The sequence below is a fragment of the Pantoea sp. 1.19 genome (assembly GCF_001922585.1).
Lineage (GTDB): Bacteria > Pseudomonadota > Gammaproteobacteria > Enterobacterales > Enterobacteriaceae > 1-19.
On the sequence record NZ_MRBS01000005.1, the window covers coordinates 1 to 19,464 of the forward strand.

At 57.9% G+C, this 19,464-nt stretch carries 16 protein-coding genes; 11 read left to right on the top strand and 5 right to left on the bottom strand.

Annotation, left to right across the window (positions count from 1 at the left end; translation table 11 throughout):
* Positions 1-155: 155 nt before the first annotated feature.
* Positions 156-743 (bottom strand): molybdenum cofactor guanylyltransferase MobA, encoded by a 588-nt coding sequence (gene mobA / locus BS626_RS10730; RefSeq protein ID WP_075182401.1) that lies wholly within the window; start codon positions 741-743, stop codon positions 156-158.
* Positions 744-793: 50 nt separating this feature from the next.
* Between mobA and BS626_RS10735 the strand changes: the two genes are divergently transcribed.
* From BS626_RS10735 to polA, 4 genes are all read left to right on the top strand, one after another.
* On the top strand, positions 794-1,096 hold the full coding sequence (locus tag BS626_RS10735) for a YihD family protein (protein ID WP_075182402.1): 303 nt from the start codon (positions 794-796) through the stop codon (positions 1,094-1,096).
* A gap of 36 nt (positions 1,097-1,132) precedes the next feature.
* Positions 1,133-2,119, top strand: coding sequence for a serine/threonine protein kinase (locus tag BS626_RS10740; protein ID WP_075182403.1), 987 nt, complete (start codon positions 1,133-1,135; stop codon positions 2,117-2,119).
* A 24-nt stretch (positions 2,120-2,143) separates the two neighbouring features.
* Positions 2,144-2,782 (top strand): thiol:disulfide interchange protein DsbA, encoded by a 639-nt coding sequence (gene dsbA, locus BS626_RS10745; RefSeq protein WP_075182404.1) that lies wholly within the window; start codon positions 2,144-2,146, stop codon positions 2,780-2,782.
* A 378-nt stretch (positions 2,783-3,160) separates the two neighbouring features.
* Complete coding sequence (gene polA, locus BS626_RS10750) at positions 3,161-5,941, top strand: DNA polymerase I (RefSeq protein WP_075182405.1); 2,781 nt, start codon at positions 3,161-3,163, stop codon at positions 5,939-5,941.
* A gap of 406 nt (positions 5,942-6,347) precedes the next feature.
* Here the strand turns inward: polA and yihA are convergent, their stop codons facing one another.
* Positions 6,348-6,983 carry a ribosome biogenesis GTP-binding protein YihA/YsxC gene (yihA, locus tag BS626_RS10760; protein WP_075182406.1) on the bottom strand — a complete coding sequence of 212 codons (636 nt, stop codon included), beginning with the start codon at positions 6,981-6,983 and terminating at the stop codon, positions 6,348-6,350.
* A gap of 570 nt (positions 6,984-7,553) precedes the next feature.
* Here yihA and yihI point away from each other — a divergent pair.
* A complete protein-coding gene (gene yihI / locus BS626_RS10765) occupies positions 7,554-8,081 on the top strand; it encodes a Der GTPase-activating protein YihI (RefSeq protein ID WP_075182600.1) in 528 nt (175 codons plus the stop codon).
* 249 nt (positions 8,082-8,330) lie between these two features.
* A complete protein-coding gene (hemN, locus tag BS626_RS10770; protein WP_075182407.1) occupies positions 8,331-9,701 on the top strand; it encodes an oxygen-independent coproporphyrinogen III oxidase in 1,371 nt (456 codons plus the stop codon).
* 214 nt (positions 9,702-9,915) lie between these two features.
* Here hemN and glnG read toward each other — a convergent pair whose 3' ends face one another.
* From glnG to glnA, 3 genes are all read right to left on the bottom strand, one after another.
* Positions 9,916-11,328, bottom strand: coding sequence for a nitrogen regulation protein NR(I) (gene glnG / locus BS626_RS10775; RefSeq protein WP_075182408.1), 1,413 nt, complete (start codon positions 11,326-11,328; stop codon positions 9,916-9,918).
* Positions 11,329-11,336: 8 nt separating this feature from the next.
* Positions 11,337-12,386 (bottom strand): nitrogen regulation protein NR(II), encoded by a 1,050-nt coding sequence (gene glnL / locus BS626_RS10780; protein WP_075182409.1) that lies wholly within the window; start codon positions 12,384-12,386, stop codon positions 11,337-11,339.
* Between the two features lie 209 nt (positions 12,387-12,595).
* On the bottom strand, positions 12,596-14,005 hold the full coding sequence (glnA, locus tag BS626_RS10785; protein WP_075182410.1) for a glutamate--ammonia ligase: 1,410 nt from the start codon (positions 14,003-14,005) through the stop codon (positions 12,596-12,598).
* A 560-nt stretch (positions 14,006-14,565) separates the two neighbouring features.
* Here glnA and typA point away from each other — a divergent pair.
* From typA to fabY, 5 genes are all read left to right on the top strand, one after another.
* Positions 14,566-16,389 (top strand): ribosome-dependent GTPase TypA, encoded by a 1,824-nt coding sequence (typA, locus tag BS626_RS10795; RefSeq protein ID WP_075182412.1) that lies wholly within the window; start codon positions 14,566-14,568, stop codon positions 16,387-16,389.
* Between the two features lie 192 nt (positions 16,390-16,581).
* The gene (yihX, locus tag BS626_RS10800) at positions 16,582-17,178 is read left to right on the top strand and encodes a glucose-1-phosphatase (RefSeq protein WP_075182413.1); all 597 of its coding nucleotides are present in this window, start codon (positions 16,582-16,584) and stop codon (positions 17,176-17,178) included.
* Positions 17,175-18,014: a virulence factor BrkB family protein gene (locus BS626_RS10805; RefSeq protein ID WP_240494295.1), complete on the top strand. Its 840-nt coding sequence runs from the start codon at positions 17,175-17,177 to the stop codon at positions 18,012-18,014. The genes yihX and BS626_RS10805 overlap by 4 nt, the downstream gene beginning before the upstream one ends.
* On the top strand, positions 18,011-18,448 hold the full coding sequence (gene dtd, locus BS626_RS10810) for a D-aminoacyl-tRNA deacylase (RefSeq protein WP_075182415.1): 438 nt from the start codon (positions 18,011-18,013) through the stop codon (positions 18,446-18,448). Before BS626_RS10805 ends, dtd begins: the two co-directional genes overlap by 4 nt.
* A gap of 59 nt (positions 18,449-18,507) precedes the next feature.
* Positions 18,508-19,449, top strand: a complete 942-nt coding sequence (fabY, locus tag BS626_RS10815) for a fatty acid biosynthesis protein FabY (protein ID WP_075182416.1) — start codon at positions 18,508-18,510, stop codon at positions 19,447-19,449.
* The last annotated feature ends 15 nt before the right edge of the window (positions 19,450-19,464 follow it).

The following is a 19,464-nucleotide window of genomic DNA, read 5'->3' on the forward strand; positions in this document are numbered from 1 at the left end:
GTAGGGAACTGCCAGGCATCAAATCAGGCGAAAGGCCCGGTCGAAAGACCGGGCCTTTTGTTTTGCGCGCGGTTTGCGGCGGGCGCCCCGGCCCGACGGTCGGGTTTTTTTGCGTTCAGGCGCCCCGCGCGGCCGCCACCCCGACGCGCCGCGCATCAGCGCCCCTCCCCGCTATCCAGCAGCGCCGCGGGCGTATTGATATTGGCAAAAGCGGCGGGCGTATCAAACTCAACCGCCAGCCCTCCGCACTGACTGAAAAAAGCCAGTACGCGCCGTTCGTTGCGCGCCAGAAAGGCGGCCAGCGGTGCGGCCAGCGTGGCGTGCAGCAGGGCGTGGGTCGGGTGATCGCGGCCGCCGGCGCGGGCCCACACGGCGCGTCGATCGCCCCTGGCCAGCCAGAGGTCCCGGGCCAGGGTCAGTGGAATGGCGGGGGCATCGCAGGCGGCAAACAGATACCAGGGGCTGAGCGGATGCTGCAGGGCCGCTAACATCCCGGCCAGCGGCCCCTGGAAGCCGGGTAGGGTGTCGGTGATAACCTGCAGTCCGCTTTGGCGGTATTGCACAACGTTGCGATTGGCGCTGATTGCCAGCGATCCCACCTGAGGCGTAAGGCGCCGCTGCACATGCTGGTACAGTGGCTGCCCGGCAAGCAGCATTAACCCTTTATCTTTTCCGCCCATACGGCTGCCCTGGCCTCCGGCGAGGATCACACCGGTGATTTCCTTGATCGGGTCGCTATTCATCAATCAATAACCTTGCTAACGTAGTGGGAATAATCGGGTAAGGAGACAGTATGAACACACTACAGCGGCTGGATGAAATTATGGAACTGCTACACCCCGCCTGGCGCCATACATCCGACCTCAGCCTGGTACAGTTTATCCAAATGCTGGCCAGAGAGGCGGGTCTGAAGCAAGATATTGCATCACTGACGGATGATATGCTGATTTACCAGCTAAAGGTGCGCGAAATGGATGCCAATGCGCCGCTTCCCGGCCTGCATAAGGATTACGAAGTCGATTTTAAAACCGCCTTATTGCGCGCGCGCGGCGTGCTTCAGGAAGAGAGTGGGGCTTCATCGCCTGCCAATAAATGATACTCTAGCGGTTTTCTTCTCAACAGAATAAGCGCTATGACCGATCCGGCTTTTACCTTTCACACTCTCGATCCGGAGACGCTGCTGGATGCGCTCTGGGAGACCGGCCTGCGCGTTGAGTCCGGACTGACCCCGCTCAACAGTTACGAGAACCGGGTCTGGCAATGCTCCGACGACGAGCGGAAACGCTACGTGGTGAAATTTTACCGACCGCAGCGCTGGTCCTCGGCGCAAATAGCCGAGGAGCATCAGTTTGCGCTTGAGCTGGCGGCGGATGACGTACCGGTGGTAGCACCTTTGCGCCTGCAGGGAGAGACGCTGCATCTGCACCAGGGATTCCGCTTTGCGGTCTTCCCCAGCGTCGGTGGCCGGCAGTATGAGACCGATAATCTTGATCAGCTGGAGGCGGTGGGACGCCAGCTGGGGCGGCTGCATCAGACCGGACGCAAAGCCCGTTTCAGCGCGCGCCCGGCGATTGACCTGCAGGATTACCTGTATGAGCCAACGCAGATCCTCGCACAAAGCGCGCTGATTCCGCAGGGCATACGGCATGAACTGTTCACCAGCCTTGAGCAGATGAGTACAACTTTACAAAAATGCTGGCATACTCAGTGGCGCCCTCTGCGTTTGCACGGTGACTGCCACCCGGGAAATATCCTCTGGCGCGATGGCCCATTGTTCGTCGATTTGGATGATGCCCGCACGGGGCCTGCGGTACAGGATTTGTGGATGTTGGTCAGTGGCGATCGCCAGGAACAGCGCATGCAGTGGGACATTTTGCTGGAGGCCTACGCCGAATTCGCTGAGTTTGATGCTCACGAATTGTCACTCATTGAGCCTTTACGTGCGATGCGTATGGTTTATTATCTCGCGTGGGTGGCCAGGCGGTGGCAGGATCCTGCTTTCCCGGGCAGTTTCCCATGGATGACGGATGAAGATTTCTGGCGGCGGCAGCGCGCACTCTTTGAGGAGCAAAACCGGTTGTTACAGGAACCCCCTTTACGGCTGATGCCAGAATATTAAGATGTGACAGGAGAAGATTTCACCATGAAAAAGATGTGGCTTGCGTTAATGGGGCTGGTCCTGGCTGCCAGTGCGTCGGTGGCAACGGCGGCGACCTACTCTGATGGAAAGCAGTACGTGACCCTGCCGAAAGCGGTTCAGGGTGAACCTCAGGTTCTGGAGTTCTTCTCCTTCTTTTGCCCGCACTGCTATCAGTTTGAAAACGTTTATCACGTCAGCGAAGCGGTGAAGAAAAATTTGCCGGAAGGCACCCGCATGGTGAAATACCACGTTGATTTCCTCGGCGGCGATTTTGGTCCGGTAGTCACTCACGCTTGGGCTGTTGCCATGGCGCTGGGCGTAGAAGATCGGGTGACTACGCCCATTTTCGAAGGCATTCAAAAAAACCAGGAAATCCGCGATCCGGCAACGCTGAAAGCCACCTTTGTGCAGGCGGCAGGGATCACCCCGGAGCAGTATGATGCGGCCTGGAACAGCTTTGCTGTGAAAGCGCTGGTTGCCCAGCAGCAGAAAGCGGCGGCCGATGTCGATCTGCGCGGCGTGCCGGCGATGTTTGTTAACGGAAAATACATGATTAACAACGGCGGACTGGATACCCGTTCCCAGGAAAACTTTACTGCTGAATACGCCAACGTAGTGAAATTCCTGCTGAATAAAAAATAAGCTTTTTTGCTGGCGTCGGCCCCGCGCCGACGCCATTCTTCGCTATACTTCACACGGCTTAACATTCCATCCGATCTGACGCCAACCGCAATCACACACCGGTGGATCGCTATCCACATTGCTCTGCCGGCGATTGGCGAGCGATATCCCGAATTTATGTTGTTTTTATGATTAATAATCAATGACTTATAATTTGTTTTCGTAGCAGTGTGCTTTACAACATATTCGCATCAAATTTTACACACAAAGTTATCCACAGTTTGATCCGCCGAGGATCTGCACAAAACGTGCATTTAAACCCGGCATTATTTCATCTTTATCCTCTGCCTGTGGCATCCTTACAGCCGACATTCACTTAGAGAAAACTCGCGAAAGACTATGGCTCAAATTGCAGACAATCCGCTCATCCTGGTCGATGGATCCTCCTATCTCTATCGCGCCTATCACGCGTTTCCTCCGCTTACCAACAGCGCGGGGGAACCGACCGGAGCGATGTACGGCGTGCTGAATATGCTGAAAAGCTTACTGATGCAGTACCAGCCGACGCATGCGGCAGTGGTATTTGATGCCAAAGGTAAAACCTTTCGTGATGAGCTTTTTGAAGCCTACAAATCTCACCGTCCACCCATGCCGGACGATCTGCGCGCGCAGATAGCACCGCTCCATAAAATGGTCAAAGCCATGGGGCTGCCGCTGCTGGTTGTCAGCGGGGTGGAAGCTGACGATGTGATTGGTACGCTGGCGGTGCAGGCAGAGCAGCAGGGCCGCGCAGTGTTGATCAGTACCGGGGATAAAGACATGGCGCAGCTGGTGACGCCCAATGTCACGCTGATCAATACCATGAACAATACTGTACTCGGGCCGCAAGAGGTGCAGGATAAATACGGCATCCCGCCGTCACTGATTATCGATTACCTGGCGCTGATGGGCGACGCATCAGATAACATTCCCGGTGTGCCGGGCGTTGGAGAAAAAACGGCGCAGGCGCTGCTCCAGGGACTGGGCGGTATGTCCAGTATTTACGCGCATCTCGACAACGTGGCCGCCCTGGGCTTCCGCGGATCGAAGACCATGGCGGGCAAGCTGGAGCAAAGCAAAGAGGTGGCTTTCCTCTCCTACCAGCTGGCCACGATCAAAACCGATGTGGCACTGGAGGTGACCTGTGATGCGTTGACGGTACAGCCGCCCGAGGTTGAAACGCTAATCGATCAGTTCCGCCATTATGAGTTCAAACGTTGGATCAGCGATCTGGAGTCAGGCAGCTGGCTACAGGGTAAGAAAGGCGGCGTCAGTCAGAAAACGGCCGCCGAGGCGGAACCGGCTGCAACCGCGGCGCCAGAGCGCGTGCTCGCCGCAGACGGCTACGTCACTCTGCTGGATGAGGACAGCGTCGAGCAGTGGCTGAAACGTCTGAAAGAGAGTGACCTGTTTGCGCTCGATCTGGAAACGGACTCGCTCGATAATCTGAATGCGCAGATTATCGGTATTTCTCTCGCCACCGCTCCCGGGGAAGCGGCCTACCTGCCGGTAGGACACGACTATCTCGACGCACCGGCGCAGCTCGACCGCGATGCGGTGTTGGCAAAGCTAAAACCGCTGCTGGAAGATCCGGCGTTGAAAAAAGTTGGGCAAAACCTGAAGTACGATCGCGGCGTGCTGAAAAATTACGACATTGAGCTGCAGGGCATCGCCTTTGACACCATGCTGGAGTCGTACTGCCTGAACAGCGTGGGCAACAAGCACGATATGGACTCGCTGTCGGCGCGCTGGCTGAACCATAAGACCGTCACCTTTGAAGAGATTGCCGGCAAAGGTAAGAATCAGCTGACCTTTAATCAAATCCCGCTGGAGCAGGCGGCGCACTATGCAGCCGAGGATGCCGATGTGACGCTGCAGCTGCATCAGAAAATGTGGCCGGAGCTGGCCAGGCTCAGCGGTCCGAAGCAGATTTTTGAACGCATAGAGATGCCGCTGCTTAGCGTAATTTCACGCATTGAGCGTAACGGCGTGCTGATCGATCCGGCCATCCTGTCACGCCATTCGCAGGAGCTGACCGCGCGGCTGGCAGAGCTGGAAAAAGAGGCGCACGAACTGGCCGGCGAGCCGTTTAATCTCTCTTCGACCAGGCAGCTGCAAACCATTCTGTTTGAAAAACAGGGAATCAAGCCGACGAAGAAAACGCCCGGTGGCGCGCCCTCTACCAGTGAAGAGGTACTGGCAGAACTGGCGCTGGATTATCCACTGCCGAAAGTGATTCTGGAACATCGCGGCCTCTCCAAACTGAAGTCGACCTATACCGATAAGCTGCCGCAGATGATCAATGCGAAAACCGGTCGCGTACATACCTCCTACCATCAGGCGGTGACCGCTACCGGTCGACTCTCGTCTACCGAGCCCAACCTGCAAAATATTCCGGTGCGTAATGAAGAGGGCCGGCGCATACGTCAGGCGTTTATAGCCTCGCCCGGCTGTAAAATTCTGGCGGCGGACTATTCACAAATCGAACTGCGCATCATGGCGCACCTGTCGCAGGACCCGGGCCTGCTAGCGGCATTTGCCGATAATCAGGATATCCACCGCGCGACCGCCGCTGAGGTGTTCGGCACCTCGCTGGACAAGGTCACCGGCGAGCAGCGGCGCAGCGCCAAGGCGATTAACTTTGGGCTGATTTATGGCATGAGCGCCTTTGGCCTCTCACGCCAGCTGAATATCCCACCCGGCGAGTCGAAAAAGTACATGGAGCGCTATTTCGAGCGCTATCCGGGCGTATTGCGCTATATGGAGTCGACGCGCGAGCAGGCCGCCGGGCAGGGTTATGTTGAAACGCTGGATGGCCGCCGACTGTGGCTCCCGGATATCGGCTCCAGCAATGCCATCCGCCGCAAAGCGGCCGAACGCGCGGCGATCAATGCCCCGATGCAGGGCACCGCGGCGGACATCATCAAGCGGGCGATGATTGCGGTCGATCAATGGCTGCAGCAGGAGCCGGCGGTTAAAATGATCATGCAGGTTCACGATGAACTGGTGTTTGAGGTGTGCGCCGAAGAGGTGGAGCGCGTCGGGCGTAAACTGGCCGAGCTGATGGAAAACAGCATGACGCTGGATGTGCCGCTGCTGGTGGAAGTGGGCGTTGGCGATAACTGGGATGAGGCGCATTAAGCCAGACGCAGCAAGGGTCAGCCTGCGGGCTGACTTTTTTTGGTGAGTTTACTAAAACGATTTAGCTGCAAGCGGTCGTGACGGCGGCGGCAATGCATCGCTAACCGCCTATCCGCAAAGCACTTTTTATGTAACTACGCTACAGAGATACGACAATTATGTGACTTGTGTCGGATAAATTGTGTTGTTTTATGAAAATTAACTACATAAAACCCTTTTTCGCTCATAAAAAATCAGGTAGAGTTTGTCGCGTAGGGTACAGAGGTAAGATGTTCTATCTTTCAGACCTTTTACTTCACGTAATCGGATTTGGCTGAATATTTAGCCGCCCCAGTCACTCGTGACTGGGGCGTTTTTTATAGTAGAAAATAAAGTCCGGCATCCTGCACGGCGCGGACGCACGCCGTTACGCCTGCGCTTCCTCTTCCAGTACCGCCGGCGGCAGCTGGCTGAACCAGCTATCCAGTTTCTGACGCAGTTTATCGACGCCGCTTTTTTTCAGCGAAGAAAACGTCTCAACTTGCACATCACCCATAAAGGCCAGCGCGGCTTCACGCACCATATTCAGCTGACTTTTGCGCGCCCCCGAGGCGAGTTTGTCCGCCTTGGTCAGCAGCACCAGCACCGGGATCTCACTGGCTACGGCCCACTGGATCATCTGCTGATCGAGATCCTTAAGCGGATGCCGAATATCCATCAGCACCACCAGCCCTTTCAGGCAGTTGCGCATCTGCAGGTATTCCGCCAGCGCCCGCTGCCATTTTCGCTTCATCTCTTCCGGCACTTCCGCATAGCCATAGCCCGGTAAATCCACCAGGCGATAACCTTCGGCAACCTGAAACAGATTGATCAGCTGCGTTCGGCCGGGCGTTTTACTGGTGCGGGCCAGGCTTTTCTGATTGGTCAGCGCGTTAAGCGCGCTGGATTTGCCCGCATTGGAGCGACCGGCAAAGGCTACCTCGATACCACTATCGGCAGGCAGGTGGCGAATATCCGGCGCGCTGGTCACAAAATGGGTCACATGGTAATTCCAGCTCGTCACAATCCTGTCTCCGTTGATTCACTGTTTTGCGCTGATTATACGCATCTGACATAGAAAAGCCTGAACAAACGAGCACGCATCCCTTTTCTTACCGGGCAGTGCGCCGGACACCCACCGATTTCCAACGATAACGGGATTTTTATACCGTCGTGGAAAAAATAAAAAAGAGATAAAACAGTCTGTTATTGACTATTGTTGACGGTTTGCGCGTTAAAACTGCTGAAAAACTTGTGCGTTCGCTCACATCAACTACATTTGTATCCGGAAGCAGAATGTTTCTCCTCAGGATGAGGGCTCAGGGAGTGGCTGGACGCCGCAGAGCGGGAGAGGATGATGCGCCGGAGGCGCAGAAAAGGACGGGAACCCGCCAGGATGGCGCTGCAAACGGATAAACCGGGACGTTGAGTGCAACAGGGAAGAGTGGGGTGTAATACCCTTCACTCGAAGGGAAAAAAGGCGACAGGGTGACCTGTCGCCTTTTTTCTGTTAGATTTCGCCGCAATTCTGTACCTCATCCTGTCGGATGCAAGGTATATACTGTCTGTAGTGTCCGAGAGCGAAAACACCATGATGAAACAACCTGCACGCACAGGCCAACAATCCGGCAAGGGGAAATCCAGGCGCGAAGCGCGCGAGTCGCTGAATCAGCAGGCGCGCGATCGGAAACGCGATAAAAAGCGCAGCGGCCATAAGCCGGGATCGCGGGCGAATCCGATTGCCGCAGAGGCCAGGCAACACGGTGGCGCCCCGTCGCGCGATCCGCGTCTCGGCAGTAAAAAACCGGTGCCGCTGGGCAATGAGATAACGACTCCGGTCAGCCGCGCCGCGGTTCCCGCTCCGAAGCCGGTAGAAAAAAAACCTGTCGCGCTTAGCCCACAGGAAGAGCTGGCGGCACTGGAGAACAGCGAGCGCCTGGATACGCTGCTCGATCGCCTGGAGCAGGGAGATACGCTGTCAGGTGATGATCAGGCGTGGCTGGACCAAACGCTTGACCGCATCGACGTACTGATGGAAATGCTCGGTATTGCGCTGGATGATGATGAGCAGGACGACGCGGCGGACGAAGATATGTATCGCCTGTTGAAGGGCGGTCACTGATTTATCCTGCGCGCAGGGAGGCCCCCGTCCTCCCTGTCAACCTCCTGCCGACCTTCGGCTAAAGCGACCGTGAATGCCTTTCTCCTGGCTTGGATCAATGTTTGCGCTGCTGCTGGCGTGTTATCTAGTGTGGTTATTCATCAGACTGCATCGACTATCGCGCCGTAAAGCCCGACTGCTGCAGCGGCAGCGACGACCCTCTGCGGCGATCCGGCCGGGGCGGCGCCCACGCCATCGCAAGGAGTGACCATGCACGCCACCGCCATTGAGTGGGACCGGAGGCTGATCGAAAAATACGATCGTGCCGGCCCGCGTTATACCTCCTACCCTACCGCCGCGGATTTTCACACCGCATACGGTGCGGAAGATTTCCTCGCCAGCGCGTCGCGCTATCCCGAACGCCCGCTCTCGCTCTACGTGCACATTCCGTTCTGCCATAAGCTCTGCTATTTCTGCGGCTGCAATAAGCAGGTAACCCGCCAGCCGCAGAAGGCCGCGCGCTATCTGCAGGTACTGGCGACCGAGATAGCCAGCCGTGCTCCGCTGTTTGCCCACCGCACGGTGACCCAGCTGCACTGGGGGGGCGGTACGCCGACCTTTCTGACCGCCGCGCAAATTAGCGCCCTGATGCGCTGCCTGCGCGATCATTTTACTTTCGCGCCGGACGCCGAACTGGGGATCGAAATCGACCCGCGTGAGATTGACGTGACGATGATCGATCACCTGCGTCAGGAGGGATTTAACCGGCTAAGCATGGGCATTCAGGACGTGGATAAAACCGTGCAGCAGCGGGTCAATCGGGTACAGGACGAGACGCTGATCGCGGCACTGATCGCCCGGGCGCGCGCCACCGGCTTTGCCTCCGTCAGTCTGGATTTAATCTACGGCCTGCCAATGCAGACCCCTGAAGGTTTTGCCGCCACCCTGCAGCAGGTGTTAACCTGGCAGCCGGACCGGCTCAGCGTCTTTAATTATGCGCATATGCCGGATCTGTTTCCGGCGCAGCGTAAAATTCGGTCGGAAGAGTTGCCCGCGGCGCAGGCAAAGCTGGCCATATTGCAACAGACGATAGCGACGCTGACCGGCGCAGGATATCAGTTTATCGGTATGGACCATTTTGCCCGTCAGGACGACGCGCTGGCGGTGGCGCAGCGCCAGGGCGAGCTTCAGCGCAACTTTCAGGGTTACAGCACCCAGGGCGAGTGCGATTTGCTCGGGTTGGGCGTGTCGGCCATCAGCCAGATCGGCGATGGCTACGCGCAGAATGAAAAAGTACTGAATCATTACGCGGAAGCGATAATGACCCGCGGGCACGCGCTATGGCGTGGCGTCGCGCTAAGCGTTGACGATCGCCTGCGGCGCGAGGTGATTCAGCAGCTGATGTGCCACTTTTATGTGGATAAAGCGGCCATTGCCCGCCGCTATACGCTGAATTTTGATGATTACTTTGCTGAAGAACTGGCGCTGCTGGCACCGCTGGCCGAAGATGGACTGGTGATGCTCACGCCGGAGCAGATTCAGGTCAGCGCCACGGGTCGCCTGCTGGTGCGCAACATCAGTATGTGTTTCGACAGGCATCTGCGTCAGCGGCAGCACCAGATATTCTCGCGGGTGATCTGACGCCGGGAATGTCCCCCCTGCATCATCAGCAGGGTACTGCGCGGTGGCTACGACGGCCTGAGGCGGAGCCGCCCCCGGCGCCGATTCCGTGCCGTAAGGCTCCCAGCATCGCCTCATCTCCCCACGTACCTTCAGGCATTCCACTGCAGGGAGGGAGGCTGTTAAGCTCCACTCCCCGCTGCGTGACCGATGGTGTTGCCGCGCCGCGTGCCGGCTACTCCATGCCCAGCTCTTTCAGCTTCCTGGTCAGCGTGTTACGTCCCCAGCCCAGCAGCCGGGCGGCTTCCTGCTTATGTCCCTGCGTGTGGCGCAGGGCGGTGCTGAGCAGCGTGCGTTCCATTTCCGGCTGCGCTTCGGACAGCAGGTTTTGATGACCGGATCGCAGCGCGCGGTCGGCCCACTGCGCCAGCAGCGTGGCCCAGCTATCCGGCAGGGCAGGAGCGCCGCTGTCGGCAGGCGTGCTGGTTTCAAACAGCTCGCCGGGCAGATCCTGAATCAGCACCTCCTGACCGGCGGCCATTACCGTCAGCCAGCGACAGGTATTTTCCAGCTGACGCACATTACCCGACCAGTGCAGGCGGGTCAGAGCCGTCTCCGTTTCCGGATGCAGAATTTTGGCCTCCACCCCCAGTTCGCGGGCGGCCTCTTGCAGGAAGTAGCGCGCCAGCCGTGGGATATCCTCGCGGCGCTCGCGCAGCGGCGGCAGATGAACCCGGATCACGTTCAGGCGATGAAACAGATCCTCGCGAAACTTGCCTTCCTGCACCCGCAGCTCAAGATTCTGGTGGGTAGCGGCGATGATGCGCACATCCACTTTTACCGGGGCATAACCGCCGACGCGGTAAAACTGGCCGTCGGCGAGCACGCGCAGCAGGCGGGTTTGCACATCCAGCGGCATATCGCCGATCTCGTCCAGAAACAGCGTGCCGCCGTCGGCCTGTTCAAAGCGTCCCTGGCGGATTTGACTGGCGCCGGTAAAGGCTCCCTTTTCGTGGCCAAACAGCTCTGACTCAATCAAATCTTTCGGAATAGCGGCCATATTCAGAGCAATAAACGGCGCTTTGGCGCGCGGGCTGTGGCGGTGCAGCGCGTGGGCGACCAGCTCTTTACCGGTGCCGGACTCGCCGTTAATCAGCACGCTGATTGAGGAGCGGGAGAGGCGGCCAATAATGCGAAACACATCCTGCATCGCCGGCGCCTCACCGATGATATCGGTGGTGGGGCCACTGATGGGCTGATTGCGTGGCTGCTGCTGTTCCTGATAGTGGCTGATGGCGCGCTCAACCAGCGCGACCGCCTCGTCAATATCAAACGGCTTCGGCAGGTAATCAAACGCGCCCTGCTGGTAGGCGCTTACCGCAGCGTCCAGGTCCGAGTGGGCGGTCATGATAATCACCGGCAGCATCGGATGGCGTTGCTTAATCTGTTTCAGCAGCGTCAGGCCGTCCATTCCGGGCATGCGAATATCGGACAGCAGTACGTCCGGCGTTTTGGTCGCCAGCGCATCCAGTACCTCACTGGCGCTCTCGAAGGTGGCGCAGCTCAATCCGGCGCCGGTTAGCGCACGTTCCAGCACCCAGCGGATGGAGCTGTCGTCATCGACGATCCAAACTATCCCTCGTTGCATAATGAACCTCACTGGCGAAGCGGCAGGAAGACCGAAAATTCGGTGTGTCCCGGCCAACTGTTGAATTCAATTTTTCCAGAATGCTGGTCGATCAGGCTGCGGGCAATCGACAGGCCCAGCCCGGTACCGCCTTCGCGGCCGCTGACCATCGGGTAAAACAGCGTATCCTGCAGGTGCGCCGGGATCCCCGGTCCATTATCTTCAATGTCTATCCGCGCCACGAGGCGATAGCGTACGCCGTGCAGGGTCAGCTGAAACGCCGTGCGGGTGCGTAGAATCAGGGTACCGCCATCCTCGCCCAGCGCCTGCATGGCGTTGCGCACGATATTTAACAGCACCTGCTCAATCTGATCGGGATCGTGCGGCAGCTCTGGCAGGCTAGGATCGTAATCGCGCACCAGGGTAATGTTTTCTGGTAGCTCCATCGACACCAGGTTAAACACCCGTTCGGCCACCTGGTGAATGCTTTGCGTTACGTGCATCCCGGGCTGCTGGGGGCCCAGCAGTCGGTCGACCAGGTTACGCAGGCGGTCGGCCTGCTCGATGATCACTTTGGTGTATTCGGTCAGCGCCGGATCGGGCAGGGCGCGGTTCAGCAGCTGCGCCGCTCCGCGCAGTCCGCCGAGCGGGTTTTTGATTTCGTGCGCGAGGCCGCGGACCAGGTCGCGCGCGGCCACCTGCTGAGCGTGCTGCAGTTGTTCCTGGCTCAGGCGCCGCTGATTATCCATCGGCGCCATTTCCAGCAGGGTCAGGCCGTCAGGCAGGCGCTGCGCGGTCAGCGCCATAATGTGCGCCCGGCCGTCCACCACCAGCGTCACTTCGCTATCGGTGAAGCCTTGTCCTGCCGCCAGGCTTTCGCGCATGACCGCAATATTCAGGGAAAAGTAGCCGGTCAGATCGGGCAGCGGGGTACCAAACAGCTTGCGGGAACTCTGGGCCAGCAGCTGCTGTGCGGCGGGGTTGGCATAGCGAATGGCCAGGTCGTCATCGACCAGCAAAATGCTGTTGATCAGTGAGTTAAGAATTTGCCCGGCATCGGGCAGTGTATCGGCTGCCATACAGCGTACTCCCGAAACGTATGCACTGTTTTGGTGCATTATAGTGGTTTTCGCCGAACATCATTATCCTTAACGATGAATTTGCGCTGAAAAAAGCCCATCCGAAGATGGGCTGAAAGTTTCCACGGCAACAAAAAATCTCTCCCGCGCGGCGGACGTTGCCGCAAAGCAACGCCGCCGGTAGCGTGAGATCTTAACTTTCCATCAGATTACACGCTGTAATACAGCTCAAACTCAACCGGATGCGGAGTCATGCGAACGCGGTCCAGCTCCGATTTACGCAGCTCGATGTAGGCATCGATGGTGTCATCGGTGAACACGCCGCCGCGGGTCAGGAACTCGCGATCGTCGCTCAGTGCCGCCAGCGCTTCGTCGAGTGAACCCGCCACTTTTGGAATCTCCGCTTCTTCTTCCGGCGGCAGGTCATACAGGTTTTTGTCCATTGCATCGCCAGGGTGGATCTTGTTGATGATGCCATCCAGACCGGCCATCAGCAGTGCGGCGAAGCACAGGTACGGGTTAGCGGCCGGATCCGGGAAGCGGGCTTCAATACGGCGCGCTTTCGGGCTTGCGACCACCGGGATACGAATCGATGCAGAACGGTTACGGGCAGAGTAGGCCAGCATAACCGGTGCTTCATAACCTGGGACCAGACGCTTGTAGGAGTTGGTGGTCGGGTTTGACAGGGCGTTAATCGCTTTCGCGTGCTTGATCACGCCACCAATGTAGTACAGCGCGGTTTCAGACAGGCCGCCGTATTTGTCGCCGGCGAACAGGTTGGTGCCGCCTTTAGACAGGGACATGTGGCAGTGCATACCGGAGCCGTTGTCACCAAACATCGGCTTCGGCATAAAGGTGGCCGTTTTGCCGTAGGCGTGGGCGACGTTGTGCACCACGTATTTGTAGATCTGAATTTCGTCGGCTTTTTTCACCATGGTGTTAAAGCGGGTCGCCACTTCGTTCTGACCGGCGGTTGCCACTTCGTGGTGATGCGCCTCGACCACCAGGCCCATCTGTTCCATGGTCAGACACATCGCGGAGCGGATGTCCTGCGAAGAGTCGACCGGCGGAACCGGGAAGTAACCGCCTTTCAGACCCGGACGGTGACCTTTGTTACCGCCTTCGTAAGCTTTACCGGAGTTCCAGTAGGCTTCCACATCGTCGATGGCCACGTGCGAACCGGCGGTGCTGCTGCCAAAGCGGATGTCGTCAAACAGGAAGAATTCCGGCTCGGGTCCAAACAACACGGTGTCGGCAATGCCGGAAGAGCGCAGAAAATCTTCTGCACGTTTAGCAATGGAGCGCGGATCGCGGTCGTAGCCCTGCATGGTGCCTGGCTCCAGGATGTCACAGCGGATGATCAGCGTCGGATCGTCGAAGAACGGGTCAATGACCGCCGTGGTGGCGTCCGGCATCAGTACCATGTCGGATTCGTTAATGCCTTTCCAGCCGCCGATGGAAGAACCATCGAACATTTTGCCTTCTTCGAAGAAGTCAGCGTTAACCTGGTGCGCCGGAATGGTCACATGCTGCTCTTTACCCTTGGTGTCGGTAAAACGCAGATCGACGAACTTCACTTCGTGCTCGTTCATCATCGACAGAACGTGTTCAGCGGACATACTTAACTCTCCTGGAAATTGTCATTGTCGTCGTGGTTAGAGATCCGATCGCTGGCTATCGCCTGTTTTGCGAACAACACCGATAATAAAGATCTCTGACAAGCTATCAACCGTTGTGGAAACTGCCGTTTTTCGCTTGGTATACTAGTTGCGAATTCCATGCCAACTTTTAACCATTGCGCATGCTTCACCGCAGCAAGCGGCAGGATGGCGATGGCGATGCCGCGCGTAAAGCGACGTCGCACCGGGCCACGTCAGCATTAACGGCCATCATCCTGCGCCATGAATTGTTGTCATTTACGGGGCAGGCAGCCCCGAAATCGCGCCCTCTCCTGAGCCGCTGGCTGCACCAGGATGGCGAGATAGCACCATGATAGTGCAATTGAGTGAATAATGGGCACCATAATGGTGCAAAACCAGGGCTGTGGCCGCGTTTTGCACTGAAAAAGGGTGTGTCCCCCGCCGACAACGCAAATTGTCAGTGAAAAGTGTGATCGGGTTCAGTATTCCGATTAATCCGTGTACAATAACGCGCTATTTCTAATGCCTGAGGCAAAGTTGTGATCGAAAATCTGCGTAATATCGCCATCATCGCGCACGTAGACCATGGTAAAACCACCCTGGTTGATAAACTGCTGCAGCAGTCCGGTACCTTTGACGCCCGTACCGAAGCTACTGAACGCGTGATGGACTCCAACGATTTGGAGAAAGAGCGTGGGATTACCATCCTCGCGAAAAACACCGCTATCAAATGGAATGACTACCGGATCAACATCGTTGATACCCCGGGACACGCCGACTTCGGTGGTGAGGTCGAGCGCGTGATGTCTATGGTGGATTCGGTGCTGCTGGTCGTTGACGCGATGGATGGCCCGATGCCGCAGACCCGCTTTGTTACCAAGAAAGCGTTTGCCAACGGCCTGAAGCCGATTGTGGTTATCAACAAAGTTGACCGTCCGGGCGCGCGCCCTGACTGGGTGGTCGATCAGGTCTTCGATCTGTTCGTTAACCTCGACGCGACCGACGAGCAGCTGGACTTCCCGATCATCTACGCCTCTGCCCTGAACGGCATCGCGGGGATGGATCACACGGATATGGCGGACGATATGACTCCGCTGTATGAAGCCATCGTGAAGCACGTTTCCCCGCCGCAGGTGGAAGTGGAAGCGCCGCTGCAGATGCAGATCTCCCAGCTGGACTACAACAACTACTTGGGCGTAATCGGCATTGGCCGCATCAAGCGCGGTAAGATCAAGCCGAACCAGCAGGTCACTATCATTGATAGCGAAGGCAAGACCCGCAACGGTAAGGTCGGTAAAGTACTGACCCATCTGGGTCTGGAGCGTATTGACAGCGACGTGGCGGAAGCGGGCGATATCATTGCCGTAACCGGCCTCGGCGAGCTGAACATCTCCGACACTATCTGCGATACGCAGAAAGTGGAAGCGCTGCCGGCGCTGAGCGTGGATGAGCCGACGGTCACCATGTTCTTCAACGTCAACACCTCGCCGTTCTGCGGTAAAGAAGGTAAATACGTCACTTCCCGTCAGATCCTCGAGCGCCTGAACAAAGAGCTGGTGCACAACGTGGCGCTGCGCGTAGAAGAGACCGAAGACGCCGATGCCTTCCGCGTGTCTGGTCGTGGCGAACTGCACCTGTCGGTGCTGATCGAAAACATGCGTCGCGAAGGCTTCGAACTGGCGGTATCTCGTCCGAAAGTGATCTTCCGCGAATTCGAAGGCCGCAAGCAGGAGCCGTTCGAAAACGTCACCCTCGACATCGAAGAGACCCACCAGGGGTCTGTGATGCAGGCGATGGGTGAGCGTAAAGGCGATCTGAAAAACATGGATCCGGATGGCAAAGGTCGCGTACGTCTTGACTACGTGATCCCCAGCCGCGGCCTGATCGGTTTCCGTAACGAGTTCATGACCATGACCTCCGGTACCGGCCTGCTGTACTCCACCTTCAGCCACTACGACGACATCCGTCCGGGCGAAGTGGGCCAGCGTCAGAACGGCGTGCTGATCTCCAACGGCCAGGGCAAAGCCGTGGCGTTTGCGCTGTTCAGCCTGCAGGATCGCGGTAAGCTGTTCCTCGGTCACGGTGCGGAAGTCTATGAAGGCCAGATCATCGGTATTCACAGCCGCTCCAACGATCTGACGGTCAACTGCCTGACCGGTAAGAAGCTGACCAACATGCGTGCTTCCGGTACGGATGAAGCGACCACCCTGGTGCCGCCGATCAAGATGACCCTTGAGCAGGCGATCGAATTTATCGATGACGACGAGCTGGTGGAAGTGACCCCGACCTCAGTGCGTATTCGTAAACGTCACCTGACCGAAAACGATCGTAAACGCGCCTCGCGCGGCAGCAAAGAGGGCTAATCGCCCTCCTGACTGACCCTCAATAGCCCCGCTTCGGGGCTATTTTTTTATCCTCCGGCGGTGAATTCTGGCGCCCTGAGGCATACGCTGTTTACCTGACTAATGGATTTCTCCACTGCGTGGCCTCCCTGGCTGTTCAGCTAACCATTTTCCCGCTAGAGTGATTATTCACCGGAACATACGGAGATGGCTATGCTGTATATCTTTGATCTTGGTAACGTCATTGTAGATATTGATTTCAACCGGGTGCTGGGCGTCTGGAGCGATCTCGGCCGCGTGCCGCTGGCCACGCTGCAAAGCCGTTTTGCGATGGATGAGGCGTTTGAACAACATGAGCGCGGTGAGATCAGTGACGCGCAGTTTGCGGAAAAGGTTTGCGACCGTCTGGGGCTTGCGCTGGGTGAGGAGCAGTTCGAAAAAGGGTGGCAGGCGGTATTTGTCAGTCTGCGTCCGGAGGTGATAGCCCGGATGCATCTGCTACGAGAACAGGGCCACCGCGTGGTGGTGCTCTCTAACACCAACGCCCTGCATACCCGCTTCTGGCCGAAGCAGTATCCGGAAGTGGGTCAGGCTGCCGATGCGATCTATCTTTCGCAAGAGATGGGCATGCGCAAGCCTGAGCCGGCAATCTTTCAGCGCGTGCTCGAACAAGAGGGTTTCGCGGCCGATCAAGCGGTGTTTTTTGATGATAACGAGGCCAACGTCGCCGCGGCCCGGGCGCTGGGGATTGACACGGTTTTGGTCACCAGCGCGAAGAGCGTGCCGGAATGGTTTGCCACACGCTCATGAACGCGCTGACGACACTACGCGCCTGGCTGAAACTGCTCTGGCGCCGCATTGATGCGGATAATATGACGGTGCTGGCCGGCAACCTGACCTTTGTCTCGCTGCTGTCCCTGGTGCCGCTGATTGCGGTGGTCTTTGCGTTGTTTGCGGCGTTTCCGGTGTTCTCCGACGTCAGCATTCAGCTAAAGAGCTTTATCTTTAATAACTTTATGCCGGCGACCGGTAACATTATCCAGCAATATCTGGAACAGTTCGTCGCCAACGTTAACCGAATGACGGCGGTGGGGGCCATCGGACTGATAGTTACCGCGCTGCTGCTGATGCACTCAATCGACAGTTCGCTGAATGCTATCTGGCGCAGTAAGCAACACCGTCCGATGGTCTATTCGTTTGCCGTTTACTGGATGATCCTGACGCTGGGGCCGCTGCTGGCCGGGGCCAGTCTGGCCATCAGCTCCTATCTGCTGTCGCTACGCTGGCTGGCAGAAACCGGCGTTAACAGCCTGGTGGATCAGGTGCTGCGTATTTTTCCGCTGCTGCTCTCCTGGCTCTCTTTCTGGCTGCTCTACAGCATTGTACCGGTGGCGCGCGTGCCGGGTCGGGACGCGCTGATGGGGGCACTGGTCGCCGGGCTGCTGTTCGAGCTGGGTAAAAAAGCCTTCACGCTGTACGTCACCATGTTTCCTTCCTACCAGCTGATTTATGGCGTGCTGGCAGTGGTGCCGATTCTGTTCCTCTGGGTCTACTGGACCTGGTGTATTGTATTACTGGGCGCAGAAATTACCGTAACGCTGGGCGAATACCGCAAACTACAGCTACAGGATGATGATGAACCATGATAGCGCTTATTCAGCGGGTACAGCGTGCCAGCGTTGACGTGGACGGCCAGACCGTTGGCCAGATAGGCCCCGGGCTGCTGATCCTGTTAGGGGTGGAGCAGGGGGATGATCAGCAGAAAGCGCAGCGTTTGTGCGATCGCGTGCTGGGGTACCGTATCTTCAGTGATGCGCAGGGTAAGATGAACCTGAATGTGCAGCAGGCGGGTGGCAGCGTACTGGTTGTCTCGCAGTTTACGCTCGCGGCGGATACGCAGAAGGGGCTGCGGCCCGGCTTTTCACGCGGTGCGACGCCGGCGGAGGCCGAGCGGCTGTATCACGCTTTCAGCGACGCTTGCCGCGCTGCGGGCATCATCACCGAGACCGGCCGCTTTGCGGCCGATATGCAGGTCGCGCTGGTCAACGATGGTCCGGTCACCTTTTGGTTACAGGTGTGAGGCACGGAAGTACGCGCTGCGCAAGCAGCCTGACCGGCCAGCAAAGAGAGAACCCAACTATGTATCACCTGCGAGTACCTGAGACGGAAGAAGAGCTGGCGATGTATTACCAGTTCCGCTGGGAGATGTTACGCAAGCCGCTGCATCAGCCGCAGGGCTCTGAGCGCGATGCCTGGGATGCGATGGCGCATCACCAGATGGTGGTGGATGAAGAGGGGCGGCCCATGGCCATTGGTCGTCTGTATATTAATGCTGACAATGAGGCCTCGATTCGCTTTCTGGCGGTGGATCCTGCCGTGCGCGGCAAGGGACTTGGCACGCTGGTGGCGATGACGCTGGAGTCCGTGGCGAGGCAGGAGGGAGTTAAGCGCGTCACCTGCAGCGCCCGCGAAGACGCCGTTAATTTCTTTGCCACGCTGGGCTATGTCAATCAGGGCGAAGTGGCCGCGCCCCAGACCACGCCGATCCGCCATTTCCTGATGATTAAACCGGTCGCCTCGCTGGATGATATCTTGCATCGGGCGGACTGGTGCGGGCAGCTGCAGCAGGCGTGGTACGAACATATTCCGCTCAGTGAAAAGATGGGCGTGCGCATCACCCAGTACACCGGACAGAAATTTATCACCACCATGCCCGAGACCGGCAATCAGAACCCACACCATACGCTGTTTGCCGGCAGCCTGTTTTCGCTGGCAACGCTCACCGGCTGGGGGCTGATTTGGTTACTGTTGCGCGAACGGCATCTCGGCGGCACCATCATTCTGGCCGATGCGCACGTGCGCTACAGCAAACCGATCAGCGGCAAGCCGGGTGCGGTAGCGGACTTGCGCTCGCTGAGTGGCGATCTGGACCGGCTGGCGCGCGGCCGCAAAGCGCGGGTGCAGCTGGAGGTAGAGCTGTTTGGCAACGACGAATGCGGGGCAACGTTTGAAGGCATCTACATCGTGCTGCCCGCCGATCCCGACGGGCCGCTGGAAGAGGGCGGCTGCGGCGGCTACTGACCCGGCGTAGCCCGC

What these genes read in the sequence shown, in the direction of transcription:
- hemN (WP_075182407.1), top strand. Translation starts at nt 8,331, where the DNA reads ATGCACGCCACCGCCATTGAGTGGGACCGGAGGCTGATCGAAAAATAC.
- fabY (WP_075182416.1), top strand. Translation starts at nt 18,508, where the DNA reads ATGTATCACCTGCGAGTACCTGAGACGGAAGAAGAGCTGGCGATGTAT.
- mobA (WP_075182401.1), bottom strand. Translation starts at nt 743, where the DNA reads ATGAATAGCGACCCGATCAAGGAAATCACCGGTGTGATCCTCGCCGGA.
- yihX (WP_075182413.1), top strand. Translation starts at nt 16,582, where the DNA reads ATGCTGTATATCTTTGATCTTGGTAACGTCATTGTAGATATTGATTTC.
- BS626_RS10740 (WP_075182403.1), top strand. Translation starts at nt 1,133, where the DNA reads ATGACCGATCCGGCTTTTACCTTTCACACTCTCGATCCGGAGACGCTG.
- dsbA (WP_075182404.1), top strand. Translation starts at nt 2,144, where the DNA reads ATGAAAAAGATGTGGCTTGCGTTAATGGGGCTGGTCCTGGCTGCCAGT.
- dtd (WP_075182415.1), top strand. Translation starts at nt 18,011, where the DNA reads ATGATAGCGCTTATTCAGCGGGTACAGCGTGCCAGCGTTGACGTGGAC.
- BS626_RS10735 (WP_075182402.1), top strand. Translation starts at nt 794, where the DNA reads ATGAACACACTACAGCGGCTGGATGAAATTATGGAACTGCTACACCCC.
- glnA (WP_075182410.1), bottom strand. Translation starts at nt 14,005, where the DNA reads ATGTCCGCTGAACACGTTCTGTCGATGATGAACGAGCACGAAGTGAAG.
- yihI (WP_075182600.1), top strand. Translation starts at nt 7,554, where the DNA reads ATGAAACAACCTGCACGCACAGGCCAACAATCCGGCAAGGGGAAATCC.
- polA (WP_075182405.1), top strand. Translation starts at nt 3,161, where the DNA reads ATGGCTCAAATTGCAGACAATCCGCTCATCCTGGTCGATGGATCCTCC.
- BS626_RS10805 (WP_240494295.1), top strand. Translation starts at nt 17,175, where the DNA reads ATGAACGCGCTGACGACACTACGCGCCTGGCTGAAACTGCTCTGGCGC.
- glnL (WP_075182409.1), bottom strand. Translation starts at nt 12,386, where the DNA reads ATGGCAGCCGATACACTGCCCGATGCCGGGCAAATTCTTAACTCACTG.
- glnG (WP_075182408.1), bottom strand. Translation starts at nt 11,328, where the DNA reads ATGCAACGAGGGATAGTTTGGATCGTCGATGACGACAGCTCCATCCGC.